The sequence below is a fragment of the Falsihalocynthiibacter sp. CO-5D18 genome, assembly GCF_041205445.1.
GTDB lineage: Bacteria > Pseudomonadota > Alphaproteobacteria > Rhodobacterales > Rhodobacteraceae > Falsihalocynthiibacter > Falsihalocynthiibacter arcticus.
Map to the genome: position 1 here is coordinate 93,613 of NZ_JBGFCF010000004.1, position 20,901 is coordinate 114,513.

21 protein-coding genes are annotated in these 20,901 nt (G+C 53.5%); 11 read left to right on the forward strand and 10 right to left on the reverse strand.

All coding sequences use genetic code 11. The features are described from left to right. Both AB9F27_RS06895 and AB9F27_RS06900 read left to right on the forward strand, forming a co-directional pair. Entirely contained in the window at positions 1 to 1,371 is a 1,371-nt protein-coding gene (locus AB9F27_RS06895) for a surface lipoprotein assembly modifier (protein WP_335586277.1), read from the forward strand. Between the two features lie 78 nt (positions 1,372 to 1,449). Then, positions 1,450 to 1,878 (forward strand): VOC family protein, encoded by a 429-nt coding sequence (locus AB9F27_RS06900; RefSeq protein WP_039003313.1) that lies wholly within the window; start codon positions 1,450 to 1,452, stop codon positions 1,876 to 1,878. A gap of 63 nt (positions 1,879 to 1,941) precedes the next feature. On the opposite strand, the gene AB9F27_RS06905 is transcribed toward AB9F27_RS06900, so the two are convergent. Beyond that, complete coding sequence (locus tag AB9F27_RS06905; RefSeq protein WP_369754368.1) at positions 1,942 to 2,439, reverse strand: MarR family winged helix-turn-helix transcriptional regulator; 498 nt, start codon at positions 2,437 to 2,439, stop codon at positions 1,942 to 1,944. 90 nt (positions 2,440 to 2,529) lie between these two features. Then, positions 2,530 to 2,805: a succinate dehydrogenase assembly factor 2 gene (locus AB9F27_RS06910; RefSeq protein WP_335586276.1), complete on the reverse strand. Its 276-nt coding sequence runs from the start codon at positions 2,803 to 2,805 to the stop codon at positions 2,530 to 2,532. Between the two features lie 77 nt (positions 2,806 to 2,882). Between AB9F27_RS06910 and AB9F27_RS06915 the strand changes: the two genes are divergently transcribed. Both AB9F27_RS06915 and AB9F27_RS06920 read left to right on the forward strand, forming a co-directional pair. Beyond that, positions 2,883 to 4,100, forward strand: a complete 1,218-nt coding sequence (locus tag AB9F27_RS06915; protein ID WP_335586275.1) for a pyridoxal phosphate-dependent aminotransferase — start codon at positions 2,883 to 2,885, stop codon at positions 4,098 to 4,100. A 31-nt stretch (positions 4,101 to 4,131) separates the two neighbouring features. Then, the gene (locus AB9F27_RS06920) at positions 4,132 to 4,539 is read left to right on the forward strand and encodes a hypothetical protein (protein ID WP_039003311.1); all 408 of its coding nucleotides are present in this window, start codon (positions 4,132 to 4,134) and stop codon (positions 4,537 to 4,539) included. Between the two features lie 6 nt (positions 4,540 to 4,545). Here the strand turns inward: AB9F27_RS06920 and AB9F27_RS06925 are convergent, their stop codons facing one another. Next, positions 4,546 to 5,901 (reverse strand): MATE family efflux transporter, encoded by a 1,356-nt coding sequence (locus AB9F27_RS06925; RefSeq protein WP_335586274.1) that lies wholly within the window; start codon positions 5,899 to 5,901, stop codon positions 4,546 to 4,548. Between the two features lie 166 nt (positions 5,902 to 6,067). On the opposite strand from AB9F27_RS06925, the gene AB9F27_RS06930 reads away from it, so the two are divergent. The 3 genes from AB9F27_RS06930 to AB9F27_RS06940 all read left to right on the forward strand — a co-directional run bounded on the left by AB9F27_RS06930 (position 6,068) and on the right by AB9F27_RS06940 (position 9,037). Then, positions 6,068 to 6,454 (forward strand): DUF1761 domain-containing protein, encoded by a 387-nt coding sequence (locus AB9F27_RS06930; protein WP_335586273.1) that lies wholly within the window; start codon positions 6,068 to 6,070, stop codon positions 6,452 to 6,454. Positions 6,455 to 6,604: 150 nt separating this feature from the next. Further along, positions 6,605 to 8,566, forward strand: coding sequence for a DNA topoisomerase IV subunit B (gene parE, locus AB9F27_RS06935; protein ID WP_335586272.1), 1,962 nt, complete (start codon positions 6,605 to 6,607; stop codon positions 8,564 to 8,566). Positions 8,567 to 8,608: 42 nt separating this feature from the next. Beyond that, entirely contained in the window at positions 8,609 to 9,037 is a 429-nt protein-coding gene (locus AB9F27_RS06940) for a hypothetical protein (RefSeq protein WP_335586271.1), read from the forward strand. Positions 9,038 to 9,073: 36 nt separating this feature from the next. Here AB9F27_RS06940 and AB9F27_RS06945 read toward each other — a convergent pair whose 3' ends face one another. The 4 genes from AB9F27_RS06945 to proS form a co-directional block, all read right to left on the reverse strand. Then, positions 9,074 to 9,391 carry a hypothetical protein gene (locus tag AB9F27_RS06945; RefSeq protein ID WP_335586270.1) on the reverse strand — a complete coding sequence of 106 codons (318 nt, stop codon included), beginning with the start codon at positions 9,389 to 9,391 and terminating at the stop codon, positions 9,074 to 9,076. Between the two features lie 284 nt (positions 9,392 to 9,675). After that, complete coding sequence (locus AB9F27_RS06950; RefSeq protein WP_335586269.1) at positions 9,676 to 10,350, reverse strand: ABC transporter ATP-binding protein; 675 nt, start codon at positions 10,348 to 10,350, stop codon at positions 9,676 to 9,678. Continuing rightward, positions 10,343 to 11,590 (reverse strand): lipoprotein-releasing ABC transporter permease subunit, encoded by a 1,248-nt coding sequence (locus tag AB9F27_RS06955; RefSeq protein WP_335586291.1) that lies wholly within the window; start codon positions 11,588 to 11,590, stop codon positions 10,343 to 10,345. Before AB9F27_RS06955 ends, AB9F27_RS06950 begins: the two co-directional genes overlap by 8 nt. A gap of 179 nt (positions 11,591 to 11,769) precedes the next feature. Then, on the reverse strand, positions 11,770 to 13,107 hold the full coding sequence (proS, locus tag AB9F27_RS06960; RefSeq protein ID WP_335586268.1) for a proline--tRNA ligase: 1,338 nt from the start codon (positions 13,105 to 13,107) through the stop codon (positions 11,770 to 11,772). 175 nt (positions 13,108 to 13,282) lie between these two features. Between proS and AB9F27_RS06965 the strand changes: the two genes are divergently transcribed. From AB9F27_RS06965 to AB9F27_RS06980, 4 genes are read left to right on the forward strand one after another with little or no spacing between them, the layout of a single operon-like run. Further along, positions 13,283 to 14,377 (forward strand): AI-2E family transporter, encoded by a 1,095-nt coding sequence (locus tag AB9F27_RS06965; protein ID WP_335586267.1) that lies wholly within the window; start codon positions 13,283 to 13,285, stop codon positions 14,375 to 14,377. Beyond that, on the forward strand, positions 14,355 to 15,047 hold the full coding sequence (locus AB9F27_RS06970; protein ID WP_335586266.1) for an HdaA/DnaA family protein: 693 nt from the start codon (positions 14,355 to 14,357) through the stop codon (positions 15,045 to 15,047). Before AB9F27_RS06965 ends, AB9F27_RS06970 begins: the two co-directional genes overlap by 23 nt. A 39-nt stretch (positions 15,048 to 15,086) precedes the next feature. Beyond that, a complete protein-coding gene (locus AB9F27_RS06975; RefSeq protein ID WP_335586265.1) occupies positions 15,087 to 17,261 on the forward strand; it encodes an RNA degradosome polyphosphate kinase in 2,175 nt (724 codons plus the stop codon). A gap of 50 nt (positions 17,262 to 17,311) precedes the next feature. Continuing rightward, on the forward strand, positions 17,312 to 18,853 hold the full coding sequence (locus AB9F27_RS06980) for a Ppx/GppA family phosphatase (protein WP_039000155.1): 1,542 nt from the start codon (positions 17,312 to 17,314) through the stop codon (positions 18,851 to 18,853). On the opposite strand, the gene AB9F27_RS06985 is transcribed toward AB9F27_RS06980, so the two are convergent. Genes AB9F27_RS06985 through AB9F27_RS06995 form a run of 3 tightly spaced genes read right to left on the reverse strand, consistent with a single transcriptional unit; the run spans position 18,850 to position 20,893 of the window. After that, positions 18,850 to 19,164, reverse strand: a complete 315-nt coding sequence (locus tag AB9F27_RS06985) for an AAA+ family ATPase (protein WP_335586264.1) — start codon at positions 19,162 to 19,164, stop codon at positions 18,850 to 18,852. The genes AB9F27_RS06980 and AB9F27_RS06985 overlap by 4 nt on opposite strands. A gap of 38 nt (positions 19,165 to 19,202) precedes the next feature. Continuing rightward, complete coding sequence (locus tag AB9F27_RS06990) at positions 19,203 to 20,213, reverse strand: endonuclease/exonuclease/phosphatase family protein (RefSeq protein ID WP_335586263.1); 1,011 nt, start codon at positions 20,211 to 20,213, stop codon at positions 19,203 to 19,205. Continuing rightward, complete coding sequence (locus AB9F27_RS06995; protein ID WP_335586262.1) at positions 20,213 to 20,893, reverse strand: molecular chaperone DjiA; 681 nt, start codon at positions 20,891 to 20,893, stop codon at positions 20,213 to 20,215. The genes AB9F27_RS06990 and AB9F27_RS06995 overlap by 1 nt, the downstream gene beginning before the upstream one ends. Positions 20,894 to 20,901: the final 8 nt, after the last annotated feature.

A 20,901-nucleotide genomic window follows, 5' to 3' on the forward strand; every position in this document is an offset into this window, starting at 1 on the left:
ATGCGTTTTTTGGCAGCCCTCTTCCTTTGTGTTGCACTCCTGACTTCTGCGCAAGCAGAAGTGCGCCTTTCGCGCGACGAGGCCGTCACAGCCGCCAGCAATCTCGTACGCAACGGACAATATTCGGCGACACGCGAAATTGCCAAAGGTTTGCTCATTCGCGATGCTCAGGATGTGGATGCCCTCCTTTTGTTATCCGTTGCCGAACGCAACTTGGGGGATTTCAAAGCTGCGTCAAAAGCTGGGAAAAAAGCGTGGGGCGCGGCGAAAACGGACTCTCAGAAATACAACGCGGCTTTGGTGGTCGCTCAGGCGTTGGCCTCGGACGGATCGCATACCTTCGCGCAAATTTGGCTGCGCCGTGCCGCGCAAAACGCCCCTAGCGAGGCAGAAAAAAACATAGCAATCAGGGACCTACAATATGTCCGCAGTCAAAATCCGTGGTCAATGGACTTTCGGTTTTCCCTGCGCCCCTCCTCCAACATCAACAACGGCTCCAACTCCGATGTCGTGATAATTGGCGGCCTTCCCCTTATTATTTCTGGCCGCAACAAACCTCTTTCTGGTATGGGCCTCGTGGTTGGCGGACGGGTGGAATACGAAAAGCCGCTCTCTGAGAGCAAAACGTTGAGGTTTGGCGGCGATATTGAAACGCGCCAATACAAGCTGTCCGAAGAAGCCATATCCATAGCGCCCGACGCCAAGGGCAGCGACTACGCCTTCAGCAGCTTCAAACTCTATGCCGCCTATGACTTCGCGGCCCCCTCAAGCATGAATGCCCATTCCTTTGAGGCTTCGGTCGGGCGCTATCGCTATGGCGGCGAGCCTCTGAGCAACTTGATCTGGCTTAAATATTCCCTACTCCATAGACAGGAAAGTGGCAGTATTTTGCAATTCTCCCTTTTCACAGAAGCCAACTCGCGATTGGACGACCATGCGCGCGACACAGGGAGAGTACTGGCGGTTATACAGCAACGGCGCGCAACGGAATCCGGCGGGATATTTAGTTGGAATATCACGGCGAGCACCACCAATCTTATTGGCGATCCAAAATTTGGCCGCGCCTCGGACCTTGCTAATGACGCCATAGGTGGCGGCATCAGCTATACTTGGGCTAAGCCGTTTTTCTCGGCGACAACCAGCCTGTCTCTCCAATATGATGGGCAAGTGTTTGAAAAATCAAGGTATACTCAAGGTGAGAAGCGCGTAGACCACCTCGGAGTCGCGACGCTTTCAATGTTCTTTGACGATTTCGAATATTATGGCTTCGCGCCGGTCCTCGACTTTTCCTATGCGCGTAAATACTCTAACGCCGCCCTATTCTCTGCAGACGGTTTTGGCTTGGGCCTTGGATTTCGCAGCAGTTTCTAACGACCCGCCCCTTACAACCCTTGAACCTTCGGTGCGTTTGAGGGCACTCTATGCACAAATCAACAAAGGATTTCTGTAATGGGTATTAAATATCTTCACACGATGGTGCGCGTCAAAAACCTCGAGGCATCGATGGCGTTCTTTGCGCTCCTTGGCCTCAAAGAGACCAAGCGTTATGATAGTGAAAAAGGGCGTTTTTCCCTTATTTTCATGGCAGCCGAGGGCCAAGAAGAATGCCCAGTTGAACTTACTTATAATTGGGATGGCGACGATGATCTTCCAAGTGATGGCCGTCACTTTGGCCACTTGGCCTATGAAGTAGACGACATCTATGCCACCTGCCAAACATTGAAGGATGCGGGCGTCGTCATCAATCGCCCTCCCCGTGACGGGCATATGGCTTTTGTTCGCTCCCCCGACAATATCTCGATCGAATTGTTGCAAAAAGGCGCGAACCTCGCCGCCGCTGAACCTTGGGCGAGCATGGAAAACACCGGCCACTGGTAGATATTCGTGCAAAAGGCCCGAGGCGCATTGTGCTTCGGGCCCTTCACAGCGCTGCATAAATTCTTAATAAATATAGCGGATTTGATCGGTCCAGTACCGTTCGACACGGCGCAGGGACACATTTATTTCCTCAATCCCATCCGCGCCCAACACACCCTTTGACTCAAGCCCATCGGCGTGTCGCATAAATAAATCATTCACAACATCGCGAATATGCCGCCCCTTTTCCGTAAGGCGCACCCGCACGGAACGACGATCAATTTCACAGCGTTGATGGTGCATATAGCCCATCTCAACCAGCTTTTTCAGGTTATACGAAACATTGGATCCCTGATAATACCCGCGGGTTTTCAACTCCCCTGCGGTAACCTCGTTCTCGCCGATGTTAAACAACAACAGCGCCTGAACCGCATTAATCTCAAGCACGCCCACGCGCTCAAATTCGTCCTTGATCACGTCAAGGAGTAGTCGGTGAAGCCGCTCCACAAGGGCCAATGCCTCTAGGTATCCGGTCATAAATCCCTGAACGGTTGGTACCGCCAGCTTGGAATGCATACTCATAAATCTCTCCGCGTTTATCTTTGAAACGACATTCGCGGCAAAAACCGAACATTCGGTTAAATCATAGAAATTGATCTGAAAATTTTTGACTTATTTTTTGAAAGCGTGCGCACAAACTGTCGTGATAATCGCCGAAAACCGTTCTGGCGTTGGCTTTGTGCCGTTCACCCAGGTGTAGAGTTCTTGGTCATTTTCCCACAAAAGCGCGTCATAGATATCGAGTGTCGCCGCGTCCATACCCACCAATTCGGTGTCCGAGAAGGGTCCGAGAATCATATCCATCTCTTTGATACCACGCCGCCAGCTGCGCATTTGCATCCGTTTGATCCGATTCTCCGGGGTCTCGTTCAAGATTTCTTGGTTCATCTACCCGTCCTTTTGCTTGTCAGCGCATCGATGTGAGCCTAAGACATGGTTCCGGCAGATACAAACCGGAGCCTCCCATGTCCAGCATTCCCGACGATTTTCTTTCCAAAACTCTTGCGCGCGTCAAACCTTCCCCCACGATTGCCGTGTCCAACCTCGCCGCCGAACTTAAGGCCGCAGGCAAGGACGTGATTGGCCTTGGAGCGGGCGAGCCGGATTTTGACACGCCCCAGAACATCAAAGACGCAGGGATCGCTGCGATCACCGCAGGCAAAACCAAATATACCGCTGTGGATGGCATTGCAGAACTCAAATCCGCGATCTGTGCGAAACTCAAGCGTGACAACAACCTCTCTTATGTCAACGCACAGGTTACCATTGGCACGGGCGGCAAACAGATCCTCTATAATGCCCTCATGGCGACAATGAACGCAGGCGACGAAGTCATCATTCCAGCACCTTATTGGGTCTCTTACCCCGATATGGTTTTGCTGGCGGGCGGCACCCCTGTCGCCGTCGAGGCTGGCATCGAAACCGGCTTCAAAATGACACCGGCACAGCTCGAAGCCGCGATCACTCCGAAAACCAAATGGCTGATTTTTAACTCGCCGTCCAACCCGACGGGCGCGGGCTACTCCGCCGAGGAACTCAAAGGCCTCACTGATGTCCTCCTGCGCCACCCCCACGTCTGGGTGATGACCGACGACATGTATGAGCACCTCGTGTTTGACGACTTCAAATTCGCCACTCCGGCCGAGGTTGAACCCAAACTCTATGACCGGACCCTCACCTGCAACGGCGTGTCCAAAGCCTACGCGATGACGGGCTGGCGGATTGGCTATGCGGCGGGGCCACAACCCCTCATCGCGGCCATGCGCAAAATCCAGAGCCAATCGACCTCCAACCCCTGCTCCGTGTCCCAATGGGCGGCGGTCGAGGCCCTCAACGGCCCGCAAGACTTCCTCGCGGTCAACAACGCGACCTTCCTGCGCCGCCGTAACCTCGTAGTGGAAATGCTCAACGCCGCGACGGGCATCACCTGCCCCACACCCGATGGCGCGTTTTATGTCTACCCCAACATCGCGGGTTGCCTTGGCAAAACCACCCCCGCTGGCACCAAAATCACCGACGATCAAGTCTTCGCAACCGCTCTTCTCGAAGAAACGGGCGTTGCGGTGGTGTTTGGCGCGGCCTTCGGACTATCGCCCAACTTCCGTGTCAGCTACGCTACTTCCGACACGAACCTTATAGAGGCCTGCACGCGCATCCAAACATTCTGCGCGGCGCTCTCTTAACGGGGCAATTTGACGAGTGAAGGATATCTAAATGGCTGGTGAGCTGCCCGAGTTTTACTTTCGAATCCGTGAAAACGGGGCTGCGGTTTTTCGTGTTGATACGGAAAACCGCCAGCGGCGCATCGAGATGGATCAAATCGCCGTGGTTAACGTGCGCAATGGCGAGATAAAACCCCACGGGGATCGGCCTTTGTCGGACCCCGAGAAGGCCGCGATCACCCAATGGCTCTCGGATCGGCGCAGCCTACTGGCGCAGCGCGATATCGATGATATCCACCGCGCGGTGGATTACCTCAACATCACCACGCAATGGGTTCAGAGCAAAGCAACGGATGAGAATCTCGACGATATCACCGATACGCTCTTGCTTGCGATGCATGATCTGCGCACGGTTTTGGTGCGCAAAAAGGCCGATCGCATCCTAAAAGGGCGCGGCTAACAGCTTCTAGGCTTGCCCGATTTTCACCGACCGCATCCAAAACCGCATCGTCAGCAATACTGCCGCCGCCGACAGGCCGATCACAAGACCGCCCCAAACGCCCTGCGCGCCATAGCCCATGACAGTGCCCAAATAATAGCTCGCGGGCGCGCCCAATCCCCAGTAGGACAAAACCGCGATCCACATCGGAATCCGCGCGTCCTGAAGACCCCGCAGCAAGCCAAGCGACATCACTTGCAAACTGTCCGCCACCTGAAAAATCCCCGCCAGTAGCAACAGACCCGTGCCCATAACGATGATTTCACCGCGCAGAGGATCGTCAGGCGCAATAAAAGCCCCGACCAAAAACTCTGGGTACAGCACAAAAAGCGCTACCCCAAACAGCGACAGAATAAACGAGGCCAGCGTCGCCACCAGCGCGCCACGGCGCAAATGCGCTTCATCACGGATGCCGTAAGCACGGCCAGCACGGATCGTCGCCGCGGCTGACAGGCCAAGATGCACCATGAAAACCGCCCCCGCCATCTGAAGCGCAATCCCGTGTGCCGCCAGTTGAATCGTCCCCAACCAACCGATCATCAAAGTCGCAAGGTTAAACAAGCCGACCTCCGCCAGACTGGTGATGCCAATCGGCGTCCCAAGGCGCACAACTTCGCGAAAAGCTTCCCAATCGGGCCGCCAAAACCGCACGAACAATTCATGCTCGGGCAATTTGCGGATCGCATAAAGCCCCATATAAATCAGCAAAAGCGCGTTCACCCCAAGGGAGGCAATCGCCGCCCCGCGAATTCCCAACTCTGGCGCGCCTAAGTTGCCGAAAATGAACGCGTAATTCATCACGATGTTCAAACCCACGGCCGCCAGCGACGCATAGAATACCGCGTTCGCCCGTTCCAGCGCCGAAAGATACATCCGCAAAACCGTCGCCAAAAGCGCGAGCAACATCCCCGGAGCCGAGATGCGCAAGTAGGATTGCGCCGCAAGCGAAAGCTCGGGGTCCTGCCCCGCCGCAATCAAAATCGGCGCGGAATAAATCATCGGAATCATCACAACGACCGAGAAAAACCCGACCGCCCACATGCCCATGCGCGTGACACGGCGAATTTGCACCGGATCACCCTGCGAATCTGCAGCCGCCACGAGGGGCACAACCGCCCCCGCAAACCCCGATCCCAGAATGAACAGAATAAACGCAAACGACGTACCCAAAACACCCGCCGCCAGCGCATCCACAGAATACCATCCCAGCATCAGCGTGTCGGTCATATGGACCGCAAACTGCGCAAGTTGACTACCAATGAGGGGCAAACCAAGGACGACGATTGCACGCATATGCGCGCCGTATGACATTTCTTTAAGCATGAATTTCGCTTACGCCTGTTTTCTGAGCAATACAAGAATGGAGAGGTGTAAAATTCCACCCTCACGTCACCATAGGGCGAACTTACGAATACTTTATGCGTTTTCGACATTTTGTGGCACAATTTCGCCACGCGTAACAAATGCATACATAAAAACAGGAGCAAAAATGCAGGAAATTTTTTCGGGCGTAAGTTGGGCCGCCGTTTTTGTCGGGGCTATTGTATCCTTTGTGGTGGGCTGGCTTTGGTATTCCCCCAAACTCTTTGGCGTCAAATGGGCCGAAGGTGTTGGCGTTAAATTGGGGGATTCATCTGAAATGCCCAAAGTCGCGATGATCAGCCAAGCCCTCGGCCTCTTTCTCATGAGTTGGTTTGTTGCCGTCACCGCCGCCTCCAACCACCTCCTCACTGTCATCCTCGCAACTCTCGCCTTCACGGTGATGGGGTATGCCAACGGTGCCTTCGCGCAACACTCCGACTACGCCCGCAAAGTGAACGCTGGCTACTGGCTGGTCGCGCTTGTCATCATGGTTATCTGTAACGGCATCTTCTAAACCCGCGGCTTCCCTTTCGCGGGGAGGCCAACAGACACACGTCCCCTAAATGAATCCCCCTTTGTACAAAATCACCGCGCTACCGCTTGCTTGCTCCGCATCCCAATGTCACAATAGCCAGCAACCAAAATCAAAAATGAGCAGCGCATCATGGCAAACGACCTTCTTTCTGGCTCCGTTCCTGAAAAAGAATACGACGCCTCTTCCATCCAAATTCTTGAGGATATGGAGCACGTGCGCCTGCGCCCTGGCATGTATATTGGTGGCATCGACGAGCGCGCCTTCCACCACCTCGTCGCCGAAATCGTCGACAACTCGATGGACGAAGCGGTCGCGGGCCACGCCACCCGCATCGAGGTCGAACTCCACGCCGACCACTCGGTCACCATCCGCGACAACGGCCGTGGCATCCCCATCGATCCGCACCCAAAAGACCCCACAAAAACCGCCCTCGAAATCATCTTCTGTACCCTCAACGCAGGCGGCAAATTCGGCGGCGACGCCTATGAGACCTCGGGCGGACTGCACGGCGTGGGTTCCTCCGTGGTCAACGCCCTCTCCGACCACCTGCGCGTCGAAGTTGCCAAAAACCGCGAACTTTTCGCGATGGAATTCTCGCGCGGCGTCCCCCAAGGCCCGATCCAGAAAATCGGTGCCGCCCCCAATCGCCGTGGCACTTCGGTTACCTTCCACCCCGACGCCGACATCTTCGGCAGCCAAAAGTTCAAACCCAAACGCCTGTTCCAAATGGCCCGCTCCAAAGCCTACCTCTTTTCGGGCGTTGAAATCCGTTGGAAATCCGAAGTCGACGATGGCGAAACCCCGCTTGAGGCCTCCTTCCACTTTCCCGGCGGCCTCGCGGATTACCTCAACGAAACCCTCGGCACCTCCTCCACCTACGCCGACGCGCCCTTCGCAGGCAAAGTCACCTTTCAAGAAAAATTCGGCGTCCCCGGCTCCGTGGAATGGGCCGTCAACTGGACCCCCGCCCGCGACGGCTTCATCCAATCCTACACCAACACCGTCCCAACCCCCGAAGGCGGCACCCACGTCGCCGGTTTCTGGGCCGCCCTCCTCAAAGGCATCCGCGCTTACGGCGAACTGGTGAACAACAAAAAAGCCGCGCAAATCACCCGTGAAGACCTGATGTCTGGCGCCTGCGCCCTCGTCTCCTGCTTTATCCGCGACCCACAATTCGTCGGCCAAACCAAAGACCGCCTCTCAACCGAAGCCGCCCATAAAATGGTCGAAAACTCGGTCCGCGATCACTTCGACAACTGGCTCGCCAACGACACCAAAGCCGCGGGCGCGATCCTCGACTACCTCGTGCTGCGCGCCGAAGAACGCCTCCTGCGCCGTCAGGAGAAAGAGACCCAGCGCAAAACCGCCACCAAAAAACTCCGCCTCCCCGGTAAACTCACCGACTGTTCCTCCAACTCCCGCGAAGGCACCGAGCTTTTCATCGTGGAAGGGGACTCTGCGGGCGGCTCCGCCAAAATGGCGCGCAATCGCAAAACCCAAGCCCTCCTGCCCCTCAAGGGTAAAATCCTCAACGTCCTCGGCGCCGCCTCCAATAAAATCGGCACCAACGCCGAAATCAGCGACCTCGCCCAAGCCCTCGGCGTCGGCCTCGGAACCAAATTCAACCTCGACGATCTGCGCTATGAAAAAATCATCATCATGACCGACGCGGACGTCGACGGTGCCCATATCGCCGCCCTCCTGATGACGTTCTTCTTCACCCAAATGCGCCCAATGATCGACGCAGGCCACCTCTACCTCGCCTGCCCGCCGCTATTCCGTATCGTCCAAGGCTCCGAGCGCCTCTATTGCCTCGACGAAGCCGAGAAAAACGCCGCCCTCGAAAAAGGCATCGGCGGCAAAGGCCAAATCAAAATCTCCCGCTTTAAGGGCCTCGGCGAGATGGACGCAAAAGACCTAAAAGACACCACAATGAACCCCCTCACCCGCAAACTCATTCGCGTCACCATAGACGAAGACGAACCCGGCGAAACCGCCGATCTTGTCGAACGTCTGATGGGCAAAAAACCCGAAATGAGGTTCCAGTATATTCAGGAAAATGCACGGTTCGTTGAGGAGCTGGATGTTTGATTTTCTTCCACATGGCGACGCTTGCACTTAAGGAGAATGGCCATGGATGTTCAGGAACAACAAGATTGGGCGCGTGTCAGAAAAGCACGAATTTCCGCTCTTCTGTTTTCAATTTCCGTTCTTGTCTTCTCCAATATTCCCATTGTATCGGGGGAATTTTCACTTATTGGACGTTACACCGTAGATCAGGAAAGTTTCGCCCAGCTCTTAAGGTTTGCGAGCTTCGCTTTTCTCATGAATTTTGTAGCTAAAGAAAATCAAGCCAGGGTGAACTACGAACTTAAACCCAAGTTAGCCTTCCTTACAGAAGCGGAAAAACGTGGGGAAACATTTTGGAAATTTTCACAAATTTGGCTGCACGTCAGAATTATGGTGGGTATGTCGTGGTCCAGTTTACCAGTATTTATTTTCGGTATTGCCACAATTGTTGAGCCCAAATTCCCTACATATCTAGCTGCGTATTTGTTCTAATTTACGCCCGCAGAGCAATCCGGCCTAGTGAAAAGATTACGCGCCCGTCACTGAGCCGTGATCCGGAAAATTCAAAACCAAATAGGCAAAAACAGTCGCGTACCCAACAAGTGGCAAACCAGCCCAAATGGCATCACCTAGATCTACCACGATAGAAAATGCCCCCAATACGCCAATGATTAAAATCTCGATCCAAATCAGTACCTTTGCCAATGGTCTAAGGTGTTTCTTTCGTTCATTAATAAACATCAGAAAGGCTGAAGTCAGCAAGGGGATGGAAGCTGCCACAATGACTAGAGCACCTGACAATTTATCATTGAAGTCTGGATTTTTTGACCCTAGGCAATCGGTCATCCCGCAAAGGCCGAGCCCTCAGAAGGCCAGAAACAAAAACACCGAAATTAAAATCGTTTTGATCAGTAACAGATAGAATTTCAAATTCATTGCTCCATGGTTTGCGTATTTTTCCATGGTGGGCGAAAATGATTGAAATTTCAAACGACCCTTTGGCGATCACAGCAAACGAATAAGCAGCGCCCTGTTAACATTAACGTTCCCTTAATCCGCGCGCTGCGGTAAGAAACCCTTCATTCCACTTTAAAAACTTTAAAAACCGGCTCAAATCGACTTTAAAAACTTTAAACAAGTCGCCCATTTTCAAGCCGAACGATCCGATCCATCCGCGCTGCCAACTCGGGATTATGCGTCGCAATCACCGCCGACAAGCCCTCATCCCGCGCCAAATTCATCAAGGCTTCAAACACAACTTCCGCCGTTTCTGGGTCCAAATTCCCTGTCGGTTCATCCGCCAGCAAAAGCTTCGGCGCATTCGCCAACGCGCGGCAAAAAGCAACCCGCTGTTGCTCCCCGCCCGACAGTTCCGCAGGCCGATGTCCCGCCCGCGCCGCGAGCCCGACACTCTCCAAAAGCGCAAGCCCCCGTGCCTCCGCAGCCCCCTGCGAGGTCCCGTTAACAAACTGAGGTAAAACGATATTCTCCAACGCCGAGAACTCTGGCAGCAAGTGATGGAATTGATAAACAAACCCCACCTCGGCGCGCCGAATCCCCGTCCGACGTCGCTCCGAAAGCCCCGCCACGTCCTGCCCCGCAATCCGTACCACTCCGCCATTCGCGCTGTCCAAAAGACCCGCAATATGCAGCAAAGTCGACTTCCCAGCCCCCGAAGGCGCCACCAGCGCAACAACCTCGCCCCGCGTAATTTTCAGGTCCGCCCCAGACAACACATTGATCTGATTGGGTTTCCCCGTGTGATAGGACTTCTCAATCCCAACAAGTTCCAAAACATCACTCATACCGCAACGCCTCCACAGGGTTCATTCGCGCAGCCCGACGAGCCGGAAAAATCGTTACAATACAAGACAGTAGAAGCGATAACGACACCGCCTTCACCACATCCTGCCACATCAATTTCGCTGGCAATTTATAGATCCCCCGCACCGAAGCATCCCAAACATCCCCCCCCGAAGCGCCATTCACAAAGGCCAAAATCTGGTCGAAATAAAGTGCGAATAAACACCCTAAAATGACACCCAAAATTGTCCCAATAACGCCCACTAAAGCCCCGCAAATAAAGAATATTCTCATCACAGACCCTTCGGTCAAACCCATGGTCCTCAAGATGCCAATATCGCGCCCCTTGTTCTTCACAAGCATCACCAAACCCGACACAATATTCAGGCTCGCAATCAAAACCAGCACCGCCATCAGCACAAACATCACCGTGTCCTCAATCGCCAAGGCCCGTAAAAACCCGCCCGACCGATCCCGCCAAGACCACAACAACGTCCGCTCTCCACCCGCCGCCAACAGCGCAGGCGTCATGTCATCCACGCCCTCTGGATCAATAACCATGACCTCCAATTCATCCGCCACACCTTCGCGATTAAAGAAGCTTTGGGCCTCTTCAAACGGAAGGTAAACGCGAACGTTATCAATGTCATAGCGCCCAGCCGAGAAGATATAAACGACCTCGTAAACATTCACCCGAGGGCTGGTTCCAAAGGCCGTTTTCACCCCATTTGGCGAGATCAACGTAATCGCATCCCCCACATCGAGGTTCAAAGTACGGGCCATCTCGCGACCAATGGCGATCCCCTCATCAAACCGTGCAATATCCCCAATTGATGTTTCAGGATTGGCTACACGAGGAATGCCCGCGAAATCGTCGGCCGAAATCCCAAAGACCTGCGCGCCCGTATTTTGATCACCGCTATTCGCCATGACATTGCCACGCACCAACGGCGCAACGCGCGTCACACCTGGAACCTTTGCAATGGCTTCGGCACGCGCGGCATAATCGGGCATTACGCGACTGGATTGCCCCAGATCGTTGATTTCTTCTGAATTATAGACGGTCACATGCGCGTTTGACCCAAGGATCGTATCAACGAATTCGGCGCGGAACCCTGCCCGAACCGCCATTGTGATAATGAGAGCGGCGACGGCGAGCAAAATGCCGACAAGGCTGATCCACGTCATTACACTGACGCCACCGTCTGAACGGCGTGCCCGCAAATAGCGCCAAGCGATCATCCATTCAAAACGGGAAAAGGGGGCAGTTTGGTGCACCACGGGCAGCTCCTTGTTGATTGGGCAGACTTTGGGCGGAAGGTTGCAAACCGTCAAGTTTAAACAAAATTTCGGCGATATCCGGCTTGAAATTGCCGCAAATGTGAAACGCCCCGAGCGGTGGGGCGCTTCTGTATCGTCGCTTAAAGTGCCGCGTAAATCGCGATAACGCGCGCGATAGCTTCTTCTGGAGTGACTTCTTCGCTTTCACCGGTTTTACGGCTGGTCAGTTCCACAACACCATTTTTCAAGCCGCGCGGCCCAACCGTAATCCGCCAAGGCAGACCGATAAGATCCATTGTCGCAAATTTTCCGCCAGCGCGCTCTTTGCGATCATCATAGAGTGGATCGAGACCTGCTTTAACAAAGGCCTTATAAAGCGCTTCACAGGCTGCATCAGCTTCGTCATCGCCCTGTTTGAGGTTCACAATGCCAACATGGAATGGCGTCACGCCTTCCGGCCAGATGATGCCTTTATCGTCATGACTTGCCTCAATGATCGCGCCCAAAAGACGGCTCACGCCAATTCCGTGACTGCCCATATGGACGGGCACTTGCTTTTGATCCGCGTTGACAACTGTCGCGCCCATGCTCTCGGAGTATTTGGTGCCGAAGTAGAAAATCTGCCCCACTTCGATGCCTCGTGCAGTGCGGCGACGCTCCTCAGGAACCGAGTTGAATAAATCTTCATCATGGGTTTCATCGGTGCGGGCGTACCGCGAAGTGAATTCTTGCAACACGGCTTCGCATTCGGCCACATTGTCGAAATCAACTTCGCGATCCCCGAACGACAGATCGGTGACCTCGCTGTCATAGAAAACTTCGCTCTCGCCAGTGTCCGCCAAGACGAGAAACTCATGGGTGTAATCGCCGCCAATCGGCCCGCCGTCGGCGCGCATCGGGATGGCTTTGAGGCCCATGCGCTCGTAGCTGCGCAAGTAACTCACAAGATGACGGTTATAGGCGTGCAACGCATCTTCTTTGCTCAAATCGAACGTGTACCCGTCTTTCATGAGGAATTCGCGTCCGCGCATCACTCCAAAACGGGGGCGAATTTCGTCGCGGAACTTCCACTGAATTTGATAGAGTGTGAGGGGTAAGTCTTTGTAACTATTGACATGGCTGCGGAAAATATCCGTCACCGCTTCCTCATTCGTGGGACCATAAAGCATGTCCCGCCCGTGGCGATCCTGAACGCGCAGCATCTCTTCGCCGTAATCATCATAGCGCCCACTTTCACGCCACAAATCTGCGGGTTGAAGAGTGCTCATAAGAATCGGAATGTGACCTGCTTTTGCCTGCTCTTCGTGCACGATATTTTCGATATTTCGCAGAACTTTGAGGCCGAGAGGCAGCCAGCTGTAAATCCCAGCGGCCGTTTGCTTGATCATCCCCGCACGCAGCATAAAGCGGTGGCTCACGATTTGTGCCTCGGCGGGAGTCTCTTTGAGGACGGGCATAAAGTAACGAGAAAGACGCATGTGTAGGCCCTTTTGGCAAATTTTCGGTCTTTTATCCTCTATGCCAAACCGCGCACACGTTCAATGGGGCAAGGTGATCCACAGTGTAATTGCCATGCAATATCGTTAAAAGGTCTGAAACACTTGAAACCATTGGGGCAATGCGCAACATAGGGCGAAACACAAAGGATTTCCAATGGCGCTCTCGAGTTCTCAACAGTTCAAGTATTGGTCCATCGCTTTGGCGGTTTTTCTCGTCGTTCTTTGGTCCCTTGGGAATGTGCTGCTGCCCTTTCTCTTAGGGGGGGCGATTGCGTATTTCCTTGATCCGGTTGCGGATCGACTTGAAAGATTAGGTTGTTCGAGAGTCATTGCAACAGCGATTATTACCCTCTTGTCTCTTCTTGTCTTTGTGGTGATGGCGCTCCTCATTATTCCGACTTTAGTTATCCAAATCAGTGAACTCATTGGTAAAGTCCCCGAGTATTTCAACAACATCCGTGATTTTATTACCAACAAGTTCCCCGATATTGCCAATAGTGAAAGTACGATCCGCCAATCGCTCAACTCCCTGAGCGAAGCCGTGAAATCCAAGGGTGGCGCGTTGATTGAGGGCGCTTTTGCCTCGGCGCTCTCTTTGGTGAACATCATTGTGCTTTTGGTTTTGGTGCCCGTCGTTGCGTTTTATTTGCTCCTTGATTGGGACAATATGACCGCAAAAATCGACGCGCTTTTGCCACGTGACCACGCACCAACCATTCGTCATTTGGCCAGCGAAATCGACAGGACGCTCGCGAGCTTCATTCGCGGCCAAGGCACGGTGTGCCTCATTTTAGGAACGTATTACGCCATTGCCTTGATGCTTGTGGGATTGCAATTTGGCCTTGTGGCTGGTTCCGTCGCTGGAATGCTCACCTTTATTCCCTATGTTGGCGCGCTTGTCGGCGGTGGCTTGGCTATTGGTTTGGCGCTCTTTCAGTTTTGGGGCGAATGGGGCTCCATCGCCTCTGTCGCGATCATCTTTGCGATAGGTCAGGTCGTGGAGGGCAATATCCTCACACCAAAATTGGTCGGCTCCTCAGTGGGCCTACACCCCGTCTGGCTCATCTTTGCGCTTTCTGTTTTTGGCACCTTGTTTGGATTTGTCGGTATGCTTATCGCCGTTCCTGTTGCTGCCTCAATCGGAGTCGTGACGCGATTTGGGATCAAAGGGTACACCCAAAGCTATCTGTACCAAGGCACTGAAATATCCAATAAAGAGCCTGAAAATGCCCCGACAGCTGACACTTAACCTTCCGGTAAGGACGGCCCTTGGCCGCGAAGATTTCTTCGTTTCCCCCTCCAACGCCCATGCTCTGGAGACCCTAAGTGCGCCAACAGATTGGCCCTTGGGCAAGATCGTGTTGTGTGGTGAAATAGGATCTGGGAAAACCCATTTGGTTCACGTTTGGGCGGAGCAAACGCAGGCACAAATCCTTCAGGCGTGCGATCTGGAGGCCTCAAACATCGAGCAACTCGCACAGGCCCCCCTTGCATTTGAGGACGCAGATCAGATCGCTCAAGATGGCGAACGCGAAACCCTGTTGTTTCATCTGCACAACCTAATCCTTGCGAATGGACATTTCTTGTTACTCACGGCGCGCACCGCTCCAAGCCGTTGGAATATCGCCCTACCTGACCTCAAAAGCCGGATGGAGGGGACGGCTGTCGTGCAACTTCAAGCTCCCGACGACATGCTCCTCACGGTAGTCTTGCTCAAGCATTTCAACGATCGCCAATTGCACGTCGCCCCCGAGGTCGTCGACTATATCATCAAACGTATCCCACGCTCGCTCGGGTTTATTGGTGAGTTGTGTGTCGCCCTCGACCAAACCGCCCTTTCTGAAAAGCGCGCGATCACTCGCCCACTGGTCGCCAAAGTGTTGGATGTTCTGGACAAAAACCACACAACTGGCGCATAACTTCATCATAGCGTCATAAAACTCCCTTAGGTCGTCCGTATGAATGAATGTGATTTCTTAACCGCGCCCTTTCCCGCGCCCGTTCCCCTAGATCCGCAAGATTTTATGGGTCCTCGCCGTTTTTTCAATCGGGAGCTGTCGTGGCTCGCGTTCAATTGGCGTGTCCTTGAAGAAGCTGAGAATCCCAATGTTCCCCTCCTTGAGCGGCTCAGATTTCTATCGATTTCGGCAACGAACCTCGACGAATTTTACACGGTACGTGTCGCCGGTTTGCGCGAGTTGGCCCTTGCTGGCAACACCACCCCCGCCGCTGATGGACGCAGCCCTGCGGATCAACTGGTTTTGATTCACAAAGACGCGCGTGAGTTGTTGAACAAACAACAGGAAACGTGGATTTCTCTCCAAAGTGAGATGGCACAGGAAGGCATTTTGGTTCTCAAAAACAGCGAGCTTTCTGCTGAGGACAAGAAATACCTAAAGGTCTATTTTATCGATCAGGTTTTTCCTGTTCTTTCGCCGCTTGCCATCGATCCCGCGCATCCGTTCCCTTTCATTGCGAACACGGGATTCTCGCTTGCGTTGCAGCTTGAGAGCAAAGAAAATGGCCGCACCCTCAAAGCGCTCTTGCCTGTACCAGCCCAAATCAAACGGTTTATTTCCTTGCCAAGCGAAGACGGGCAATATCGTTTCCTACCCATGGAAGAGCTGCTCCTCTTACATTTAGACAGCTTGTTTCCCGGATACATGGCCAAAGGAAGTTGTGTTTTCCGTGTCCTGCGTGACAGCGACCTAGAGGTCGAAGACGAGGCCGAAGACTTGGTCCGCGAGTTTGAAGTGGCTCTGAAAAGGCGCCGCAGAGGTGAGGTAATTCGCCTTAAAATCTCGAACGGTGCACCAAAGGCCCTGAGCAAACTCATCGCCGACGAGCTTCATGTTTCCTATGACGAAGTCGTTGAAACAGAGGGGCTTTTGGGGGCGTCCGACCTCGCGGAGCTGGTGATCGACGAGCGCCCAGACCTCTTGTGGCCAAGCTTCACGCCGCGTGTTCCCGAACGCGTTCAGGACCATGACGGCAATATGTTTGCGGCGATCCGTCAAAAAGACATGCTCCTGCATCACCCTTACGAAACCTTCGACATGGTCGTGCGCTTCCTTGATCAAGCCGCCCGCGATCCTGATGTTGTGGCCATAAAACAAACCCTCTATCGCACAAGCCGCGAATCCCCAATCGTTGAAGCGCTCTGCGAAGCGGCCGATATGGGGAAATCCGTCACTGCCTTTGTCGAGCTAAAAGCCCGCTTTGACGAAGCCGCAAACATCCGCCAATCTCGCCGCCTAGAGCGCGCAGGAGCCCATGTTGTATATGGTTTCATCAACTATAAAACCCACGCGAAAATCAGCATTGTTGTGCGGCGTGAAGGCGACCAGCTTGTCACCTATACGCATTATGGCACTGGCAACTATCATCCGATTACGGCCCGAATTTACACGGATTTGTCGTTTTTCACCTGCGACCGTGCGCTCGGAAGTGACGCAACAAAAGTCTTCAATTACCTTTCCGGATACGCGCAACCTGTCGGGTTGGAAAACCTTTCGATCTCTCCGCTTTCCCTAAAATCCACGCTGCTTGAAAAAATCGCCCGTGAAGCGAAATTCGCGCAAGAGGGCAAAACAGGGGAAATTTGGGCCAAGATGAACTCGGTGGTTGATCCGGACGTCATTGACGCGCTTTATGCCGCCTCACAAGCGGGCGTGAAGATTAGTCTTGTTGTGCGCGGAATCTGTGGATTACGCCCAGGAATCAAAGGGTTGTCCGAGAATATTCGGGTGAAATCTATTGTCGGTCGTTTTTTGGAGCATTCTCGAATTGTTTGTTTTGGGAATGGCCACGGCCTCCCCAGCAAAAAAGCCGAAGTCTATATCTCCTCCGCGGATTGGATGGGACGCAACCTTGTGCGGCGCGTTGAAACTCTGGTTCAAATCACTAACGCGACAGTAAAGGCCCAGATTGTGAGCCAAATCATGGCCGCGAATATGGCGGATGTGGCGCAGAGTTGGATATTGGCACCCGATGGGTCCTACACTCGTCCACCCCATGAAGGAGGCGGGATATCCTTCAACTGTCACCGCTTCTTTATGGAGAACCCCTCGCTTTCAGGCAGGGGCAAAGCTGGGGCGGCGGATGTGCCAGAATTGGCGCATTCCAAAGATTGACAATATGCATATTCTCAAGGCAAGGTGCCTAAGAATTGAAGGAGACACACATGAGTGACGTCGATTTGGCCGAAGATCTCTGGGGCCCATTTGGACGACCACTTTTCGAGTCCCCCTCTGCGCATGCGCTAAGGCGTGTAGGGGTGGTTGATGTTGGGTCAAACTCAGTTCGCCTTGTTGTATTTGACGGTGCGGCGCGCAGCCCTGCCTACTTCTACAACGAAAAAATTATGTGTGGCCTTGGGGCCGGGCTCGGCGAAACCGGCCGCCTAAATCCCGAAGGACGCAAACGTGCCCTCGCTGCAATCAAGCGTTTCCAGCGCCTTGCAGAGGGGATGAACATCGCACCGTTGACAGCCGTCGCCACGGCCGCGGTGCGAGAGGCGGAGGACGGCCCTGAGTTTCGGGAGGAGATAACTCGGGAAACTGGCCTCCGCCTATTTGTCATCGACGGAAAAGAAGAAGCACGCCTTTCAGCACAGGGCGTCCTGCTCGGCTGGCCTGAAGCCAAAGGGCTGGTGTGTGACATTGGCGGCTCTTCGATGGAGCTTGCGGAACTGAAAGCCAGCGGCGTGGGCTATTGCGTTTCAAGCGACCTCGGCCCCTTGAAGCTCATGGGTTTCAAGACGAAAAAAAGCCAGAAGGCCCATATTAAATCCGTGATCGAAGACCTGCACAATCAGATGCCGATCACCGATAAGCGGCTATTTCTCGTAGGAGGCTCTTGGCGAGCGATTGCGCGTTTAGACATGGAGCGGCGCAACTATCCACTTCCGGTTCTCCATGAATATCGGATGACACCAAGATCGGTACTCGATACCGCAAAATGGATTGCCGAAAACGATCTCGACGATTTGGCGAGCCGCACCAATACGTCGTCCGAACGTATGGCGCTGGTTCCGATCGCGAGCCAAGTACTCAAACAATTGCTAAAAACGTTCAAACCAAAAGAAATCGCTATTTCCAGCTATGGAATCCGCGAAGGAATGCTCTATGAGCAAATGCCAAAACGGGTGCGGCGCCGTGACCCTTTAATCGAAGCCTGCCGATCCGCGGAGGCCAAAGATGCGCGTTCCCCTGGGTTTGGCCGCGAATTGTATGACTTCATCATGCCGCTCTACAAATCTGCGCCCGAGGAAACCAAGCGACTTATTAAGGCGGCCTGTTTGCTTCATGATGTCAGTTGGCGCGCCCATCCGGATTTTCGCGGCGAGGTTTGTTTTGACAACACCACCCGCGCAAACCTTGGTGGTTTAAAACATCGCGAACGTATATTTTTGGGGCTCGCCCTACTGCATCGCTACAAAAACAAAAGCGAAACGTCACGCTTTGCACCCCTGTTTGAAATGCTCACGCCAAAGCAAAAAACCGACGCCGAGACCTTGGGCAAAGCCATGCGGTTTGGGGCGATGTTTTGGACCAAACACCTGAATGCGGTTGCCAGTTTACGCTTTTACCCGAAGAAAAAAGAGTTGGTGTTGCATCTCGACCCCGAATATCAGGACTTGTTTGGGGAGGTAGCGGCCTCGCGTTTCAATGCTTTGGCTTCAGCCCTAGAATCCAACGCCAGCGTGGAATTTTCTAAAGGTTAAAGTTCGATTTCCCCCTCCTTGAGAGGGCGAATACGACGGATGATAATGTCGCCGTTCGGCATTTTCTCGGGTGCTTCATAATTCCGGAAATCATCGATCATTTCGATGAGCTCCTGAACTTTTGGCCCAAGTTCATCGCCAAAGGTCTCAAAATCCTTCAAGGCAGGCTCGATTTGCGACAGTAATTCCTTGAACAATAGCTGCAACCCTTGCTCTAATAGGTCAGCACCATCGGGTTCTCCCTGCCGTTCCGCTATACTTGGAAACGCAACAAAAGAGGCAGCAACAATGGCAAAACAAAAATGTCTCATGTTGCCACCCTAGCAAATGATTGGTGATTCTTTAAGCGTTATAGGTCAATGTCCAAAGACACAGGAAAATGGTCAGAAGCTACTAGGAGTGCTTCGCGCAAAGGGAGATCACTATAGATTTTAGGGTCATCAAACGGGTGCCAAATCCGCCAAACAGGCGCGCGTTCGCGTAACGATTGCGGTACCATTATGTAATCAAGCAAGGAACCAAGATAGCGTTTTTGGTGGGCGATGTAGAACCGCGATGTTGTTGGAGTTCCGCCAAATTTCTGGGTAAGGCCAGCAGAGGCATGCGGATCAAAAAGGCAGTTATTCCCACCCTCACCCAAAACGACTTCCACTCCGGAACGGCCAAACAGTTTTTCATATTCATCCAAACCGGGACCGTCGTTAAAATCCCCCATGACCACGACGTCTTGCCCGCGCCCTAAATGCTCGACAACGCGGCGTCGCACCCAAATGCATTGCGCCAATTGCTTGCGACGGTTCTCAATCGCAATGCGGATTTCTTCGTCTTTGTCCTTCGCCCCATAGGGCGCCTTAGATTTTGCGTGTACACCAATAAGACGAAGCGTCTCTCCACTTTGTGTCGTCAGGGTTATTTCCAAGGGCGGCTTTGAAAAAACAATCGAATCTTCCATGCCGTCCACATCGATATCCATGTGAAATTCCTGATCAAACTGGGGAGAGAGAGGCGGCTCGCCCCCCTGTGGATCATGAACGGCAGAGAGTTTCCTCGGATCATACATCAAGGCTATTTCTTGCTGGGTGTCGTTGGAAAACCCGCATACACATTTGCTGACTCTCAAGTCAAAATCGGCGGAAAATTGTTCTAAAGCCGCGACTGTCGAGCGTTTCTTTTCAGTCTCGGGAGCCTCGATAACCATGACAGCATCCGCGTCCAGCGCCTGAAATACCTTGCCTAACGCCTCGATCTGCTCCCGACGGGTTGTCTTGTATCGCCGCGAAGGCTCCTCATCATACAGCAATTTGTTGTCGCGGCTAAACAAAGCCGAGAACCACTCCGTATTATATGTTGCAAGGCGCATTAAGCGGCGTCCCTTTTTAGCTCTTCCCACGCGTGGTTGATCGCAATCAGGCGTTTTTCTGCCAGCTTCACAGCTTCGACGGGCACGCCCCGTGCGATCAGGCGATCTGGGTGCGTTTCGCGCACCAAATCGCGCCAAGCTTTTCGAATCTCTGCTTGTGAATTTGCGGGTGAAACGCCAAGGACATCATGAGGATCAGGCTCTGCATCAGGAACAAACCGCGCCCTCAATCCGCGGAACTCACGGTCATCCATCTCAAATATTCTTGCCACTTCGACGAGGAATTCATCTTCGAAAGGGTGGTATTCCCCATCGGCCATAGCAATGTAAAACAACCCTTCCATGAGGTCACAAAGGGCGGTGTGGTCGGCCCCAAACATGCGCCGGATGCGTTTGGCATAGTCCTGAAAACCAGCGGTATCCGTGCGCGCCATGTTGAAAACACGGGCTGCATTTGCTTCGTCTTCAGGGGAAATGTGGAAAACTTCGCGAAAAGCCGCAACTTCGTCGCGCGTGACTTGTCCGTCCGCCTTCGCCATTTTGGCCCCCAAGGCAATCACTGCGATCGTAAAACCAACGCTACGTTCAGGAGGGGCGCTCAGCCGATCGAAAACTTCGTAAAGGCTTTCGCCCTTAGAAAGGGCCGATAGTGCGTCGGCAATACGGGTCCAAATCGACATAGTGAAAA

Bases quoted from the DNA above. Each gene is read 5' to 3' on its own strand.
- AB9F27_RS06895 (WP_335586277.1), top strand. From the start codon at position 1: ATGCGTTTTTTGGCAGCCCTCTTCCTTTGTGTTGCACTCCTGACTTCT.
- AB9F27_RS06900 (WP_039003313.1), top strand. From the start codon at position 1,450: ATGGGTATTAAATATCTTCACACGATGGTGCGCGTCAAAAACCTCGAG.
- AB9F27_RS06905 (WP_369754368.1), bottom strand. From the start codon at position 2,439: ATGAGTATGCATTCCAAGCTGGCGGTACCAACCGTTCAGGGATTTATG.
- AB9F27_RS06910 (WP_335586276.1), bottom strand. From the start codon at position 2,805: ATGAACCAAGAAATCTTGAACGAGACCCCGGAGAATCGGATCAAACGG.
- AB9F27_RS06915 (WP_335586275.1), top strand. From the start codon at position 2,883: ATGTCCAGCATTCCCGACGATTTTCTTTCCAAAACTCTTGCGCGCGTC.
- AB9F27_RS06920 (WP_039003311.1), top strand. From the start codon at position 4,132: ATGGCTGGTGAGCTGCCCGAGTTTTACTTTCGAATCCGTGAAAACGGG.
- AB9F27_RS06925 (WP_335586274.1), bottom strand. From the start codon at position 5,901: ATGCTTAAAGAAATGTCATACGGCGCGCATATGCGTGCAATCGTCGTC.
- AB9F27_RS06930 (WP_335586273.1), top strand. From the start codon at position 6,068: ATGCAGGAAATTTTTTCGGGCGTAAGTTGGGCCGCCGTTTTTGTCGGG.
- parE (WP_335586272.1), top strand. From the start codon at position 6,605: ATGGCAAACGACCTTCTTTCTGGCTCCGTTCCTGAAAAAGAATACGAC.
- AB9F27_RS06940 (WP_335586271.1), top strand. From the start codon at position 8,609: ATGGATGTTCAGGAACAACAAGATTGGGCGCGTGTCAGAAAAGCACGA.
- AB9F27_RS06945 (WP_335586270.1), bottom strand. From the start codon at position 9,391: ATGACCGATTGCCTAGGGTCAAAAAATCCAGACTTCAATGATAAATTG.
- AB9F27_RS06950 (WP_335586269.1), bottom strand. From the start codon at position 10,350: ATGAGTGATGTTTTGGAACTTGTTGGGATTGAGAAGTCCTATCACACG.
- AB9F27_RS06955 (WP_335586291.1), bottom strand. From the start codon at position 11,590: ATGATCGCTTGGCGCTATTTGCGGGCACGCCGTTCAGACGGTGGCGTC.
- proS (WP_335586268.1), bottom strand. From the start codon at position 13,107: ATGCGTCTTTCTCGTTACTTTATGCCCGTCCTCAAAGAGACTCCCGCC.
- AB9F27_RS06965 (WP_335586267.1), top strand. From the start codon at position 13,283: ATGGCGCTCTCGAGTTCTCAACAGTTCAAGTATTGGTCCATCGCTTTG.
- AB9F27_RS06970 (WP_335586266.1), top strand. From the start codon at position 14,355: ATGCCCCGACAGCTGACACTTAACCTTCCGGTAAGGACGGCCCTTGGC.
- AB9F27_RS06975 (WP_335586265.1), top strand. From the start codon at position 15,087: ATGAATGAATGTGATTTCTTAACCGCGCCCTTTCCCGCGCCCGTTCCC.
- AB9F27_RS06980 (WP_039000155.1), top strand. From the start codon at position 17,312: ATGAGTGACGTCGATTTGGCCGAAGATCTCTGGGGCCCATTTGGACGA.
- AB9F27_RS06985 (WP_335586264.1), bottom strand. From the start codon at position 19,164: ATGAGACATTTTTGTTTTGCCATTGTTGCTGCCTCTTTTGTTGCGTTT.
- AB9F27_RS06990 (WP_335586263.1), bottom strand. From the start codon at position 20,213: ATGCGCCTTGCAACATATAATACGGAGTGGTTCTCGGCTTTGTTTAGC.
- AB9F27_RS06995 (WP_335586262.1), bottom strand. From the start codon at position 20,893: ATGTCGATTTGGACCCGTATTGCCGACGCACTATCGGCCCTTTCTAAG.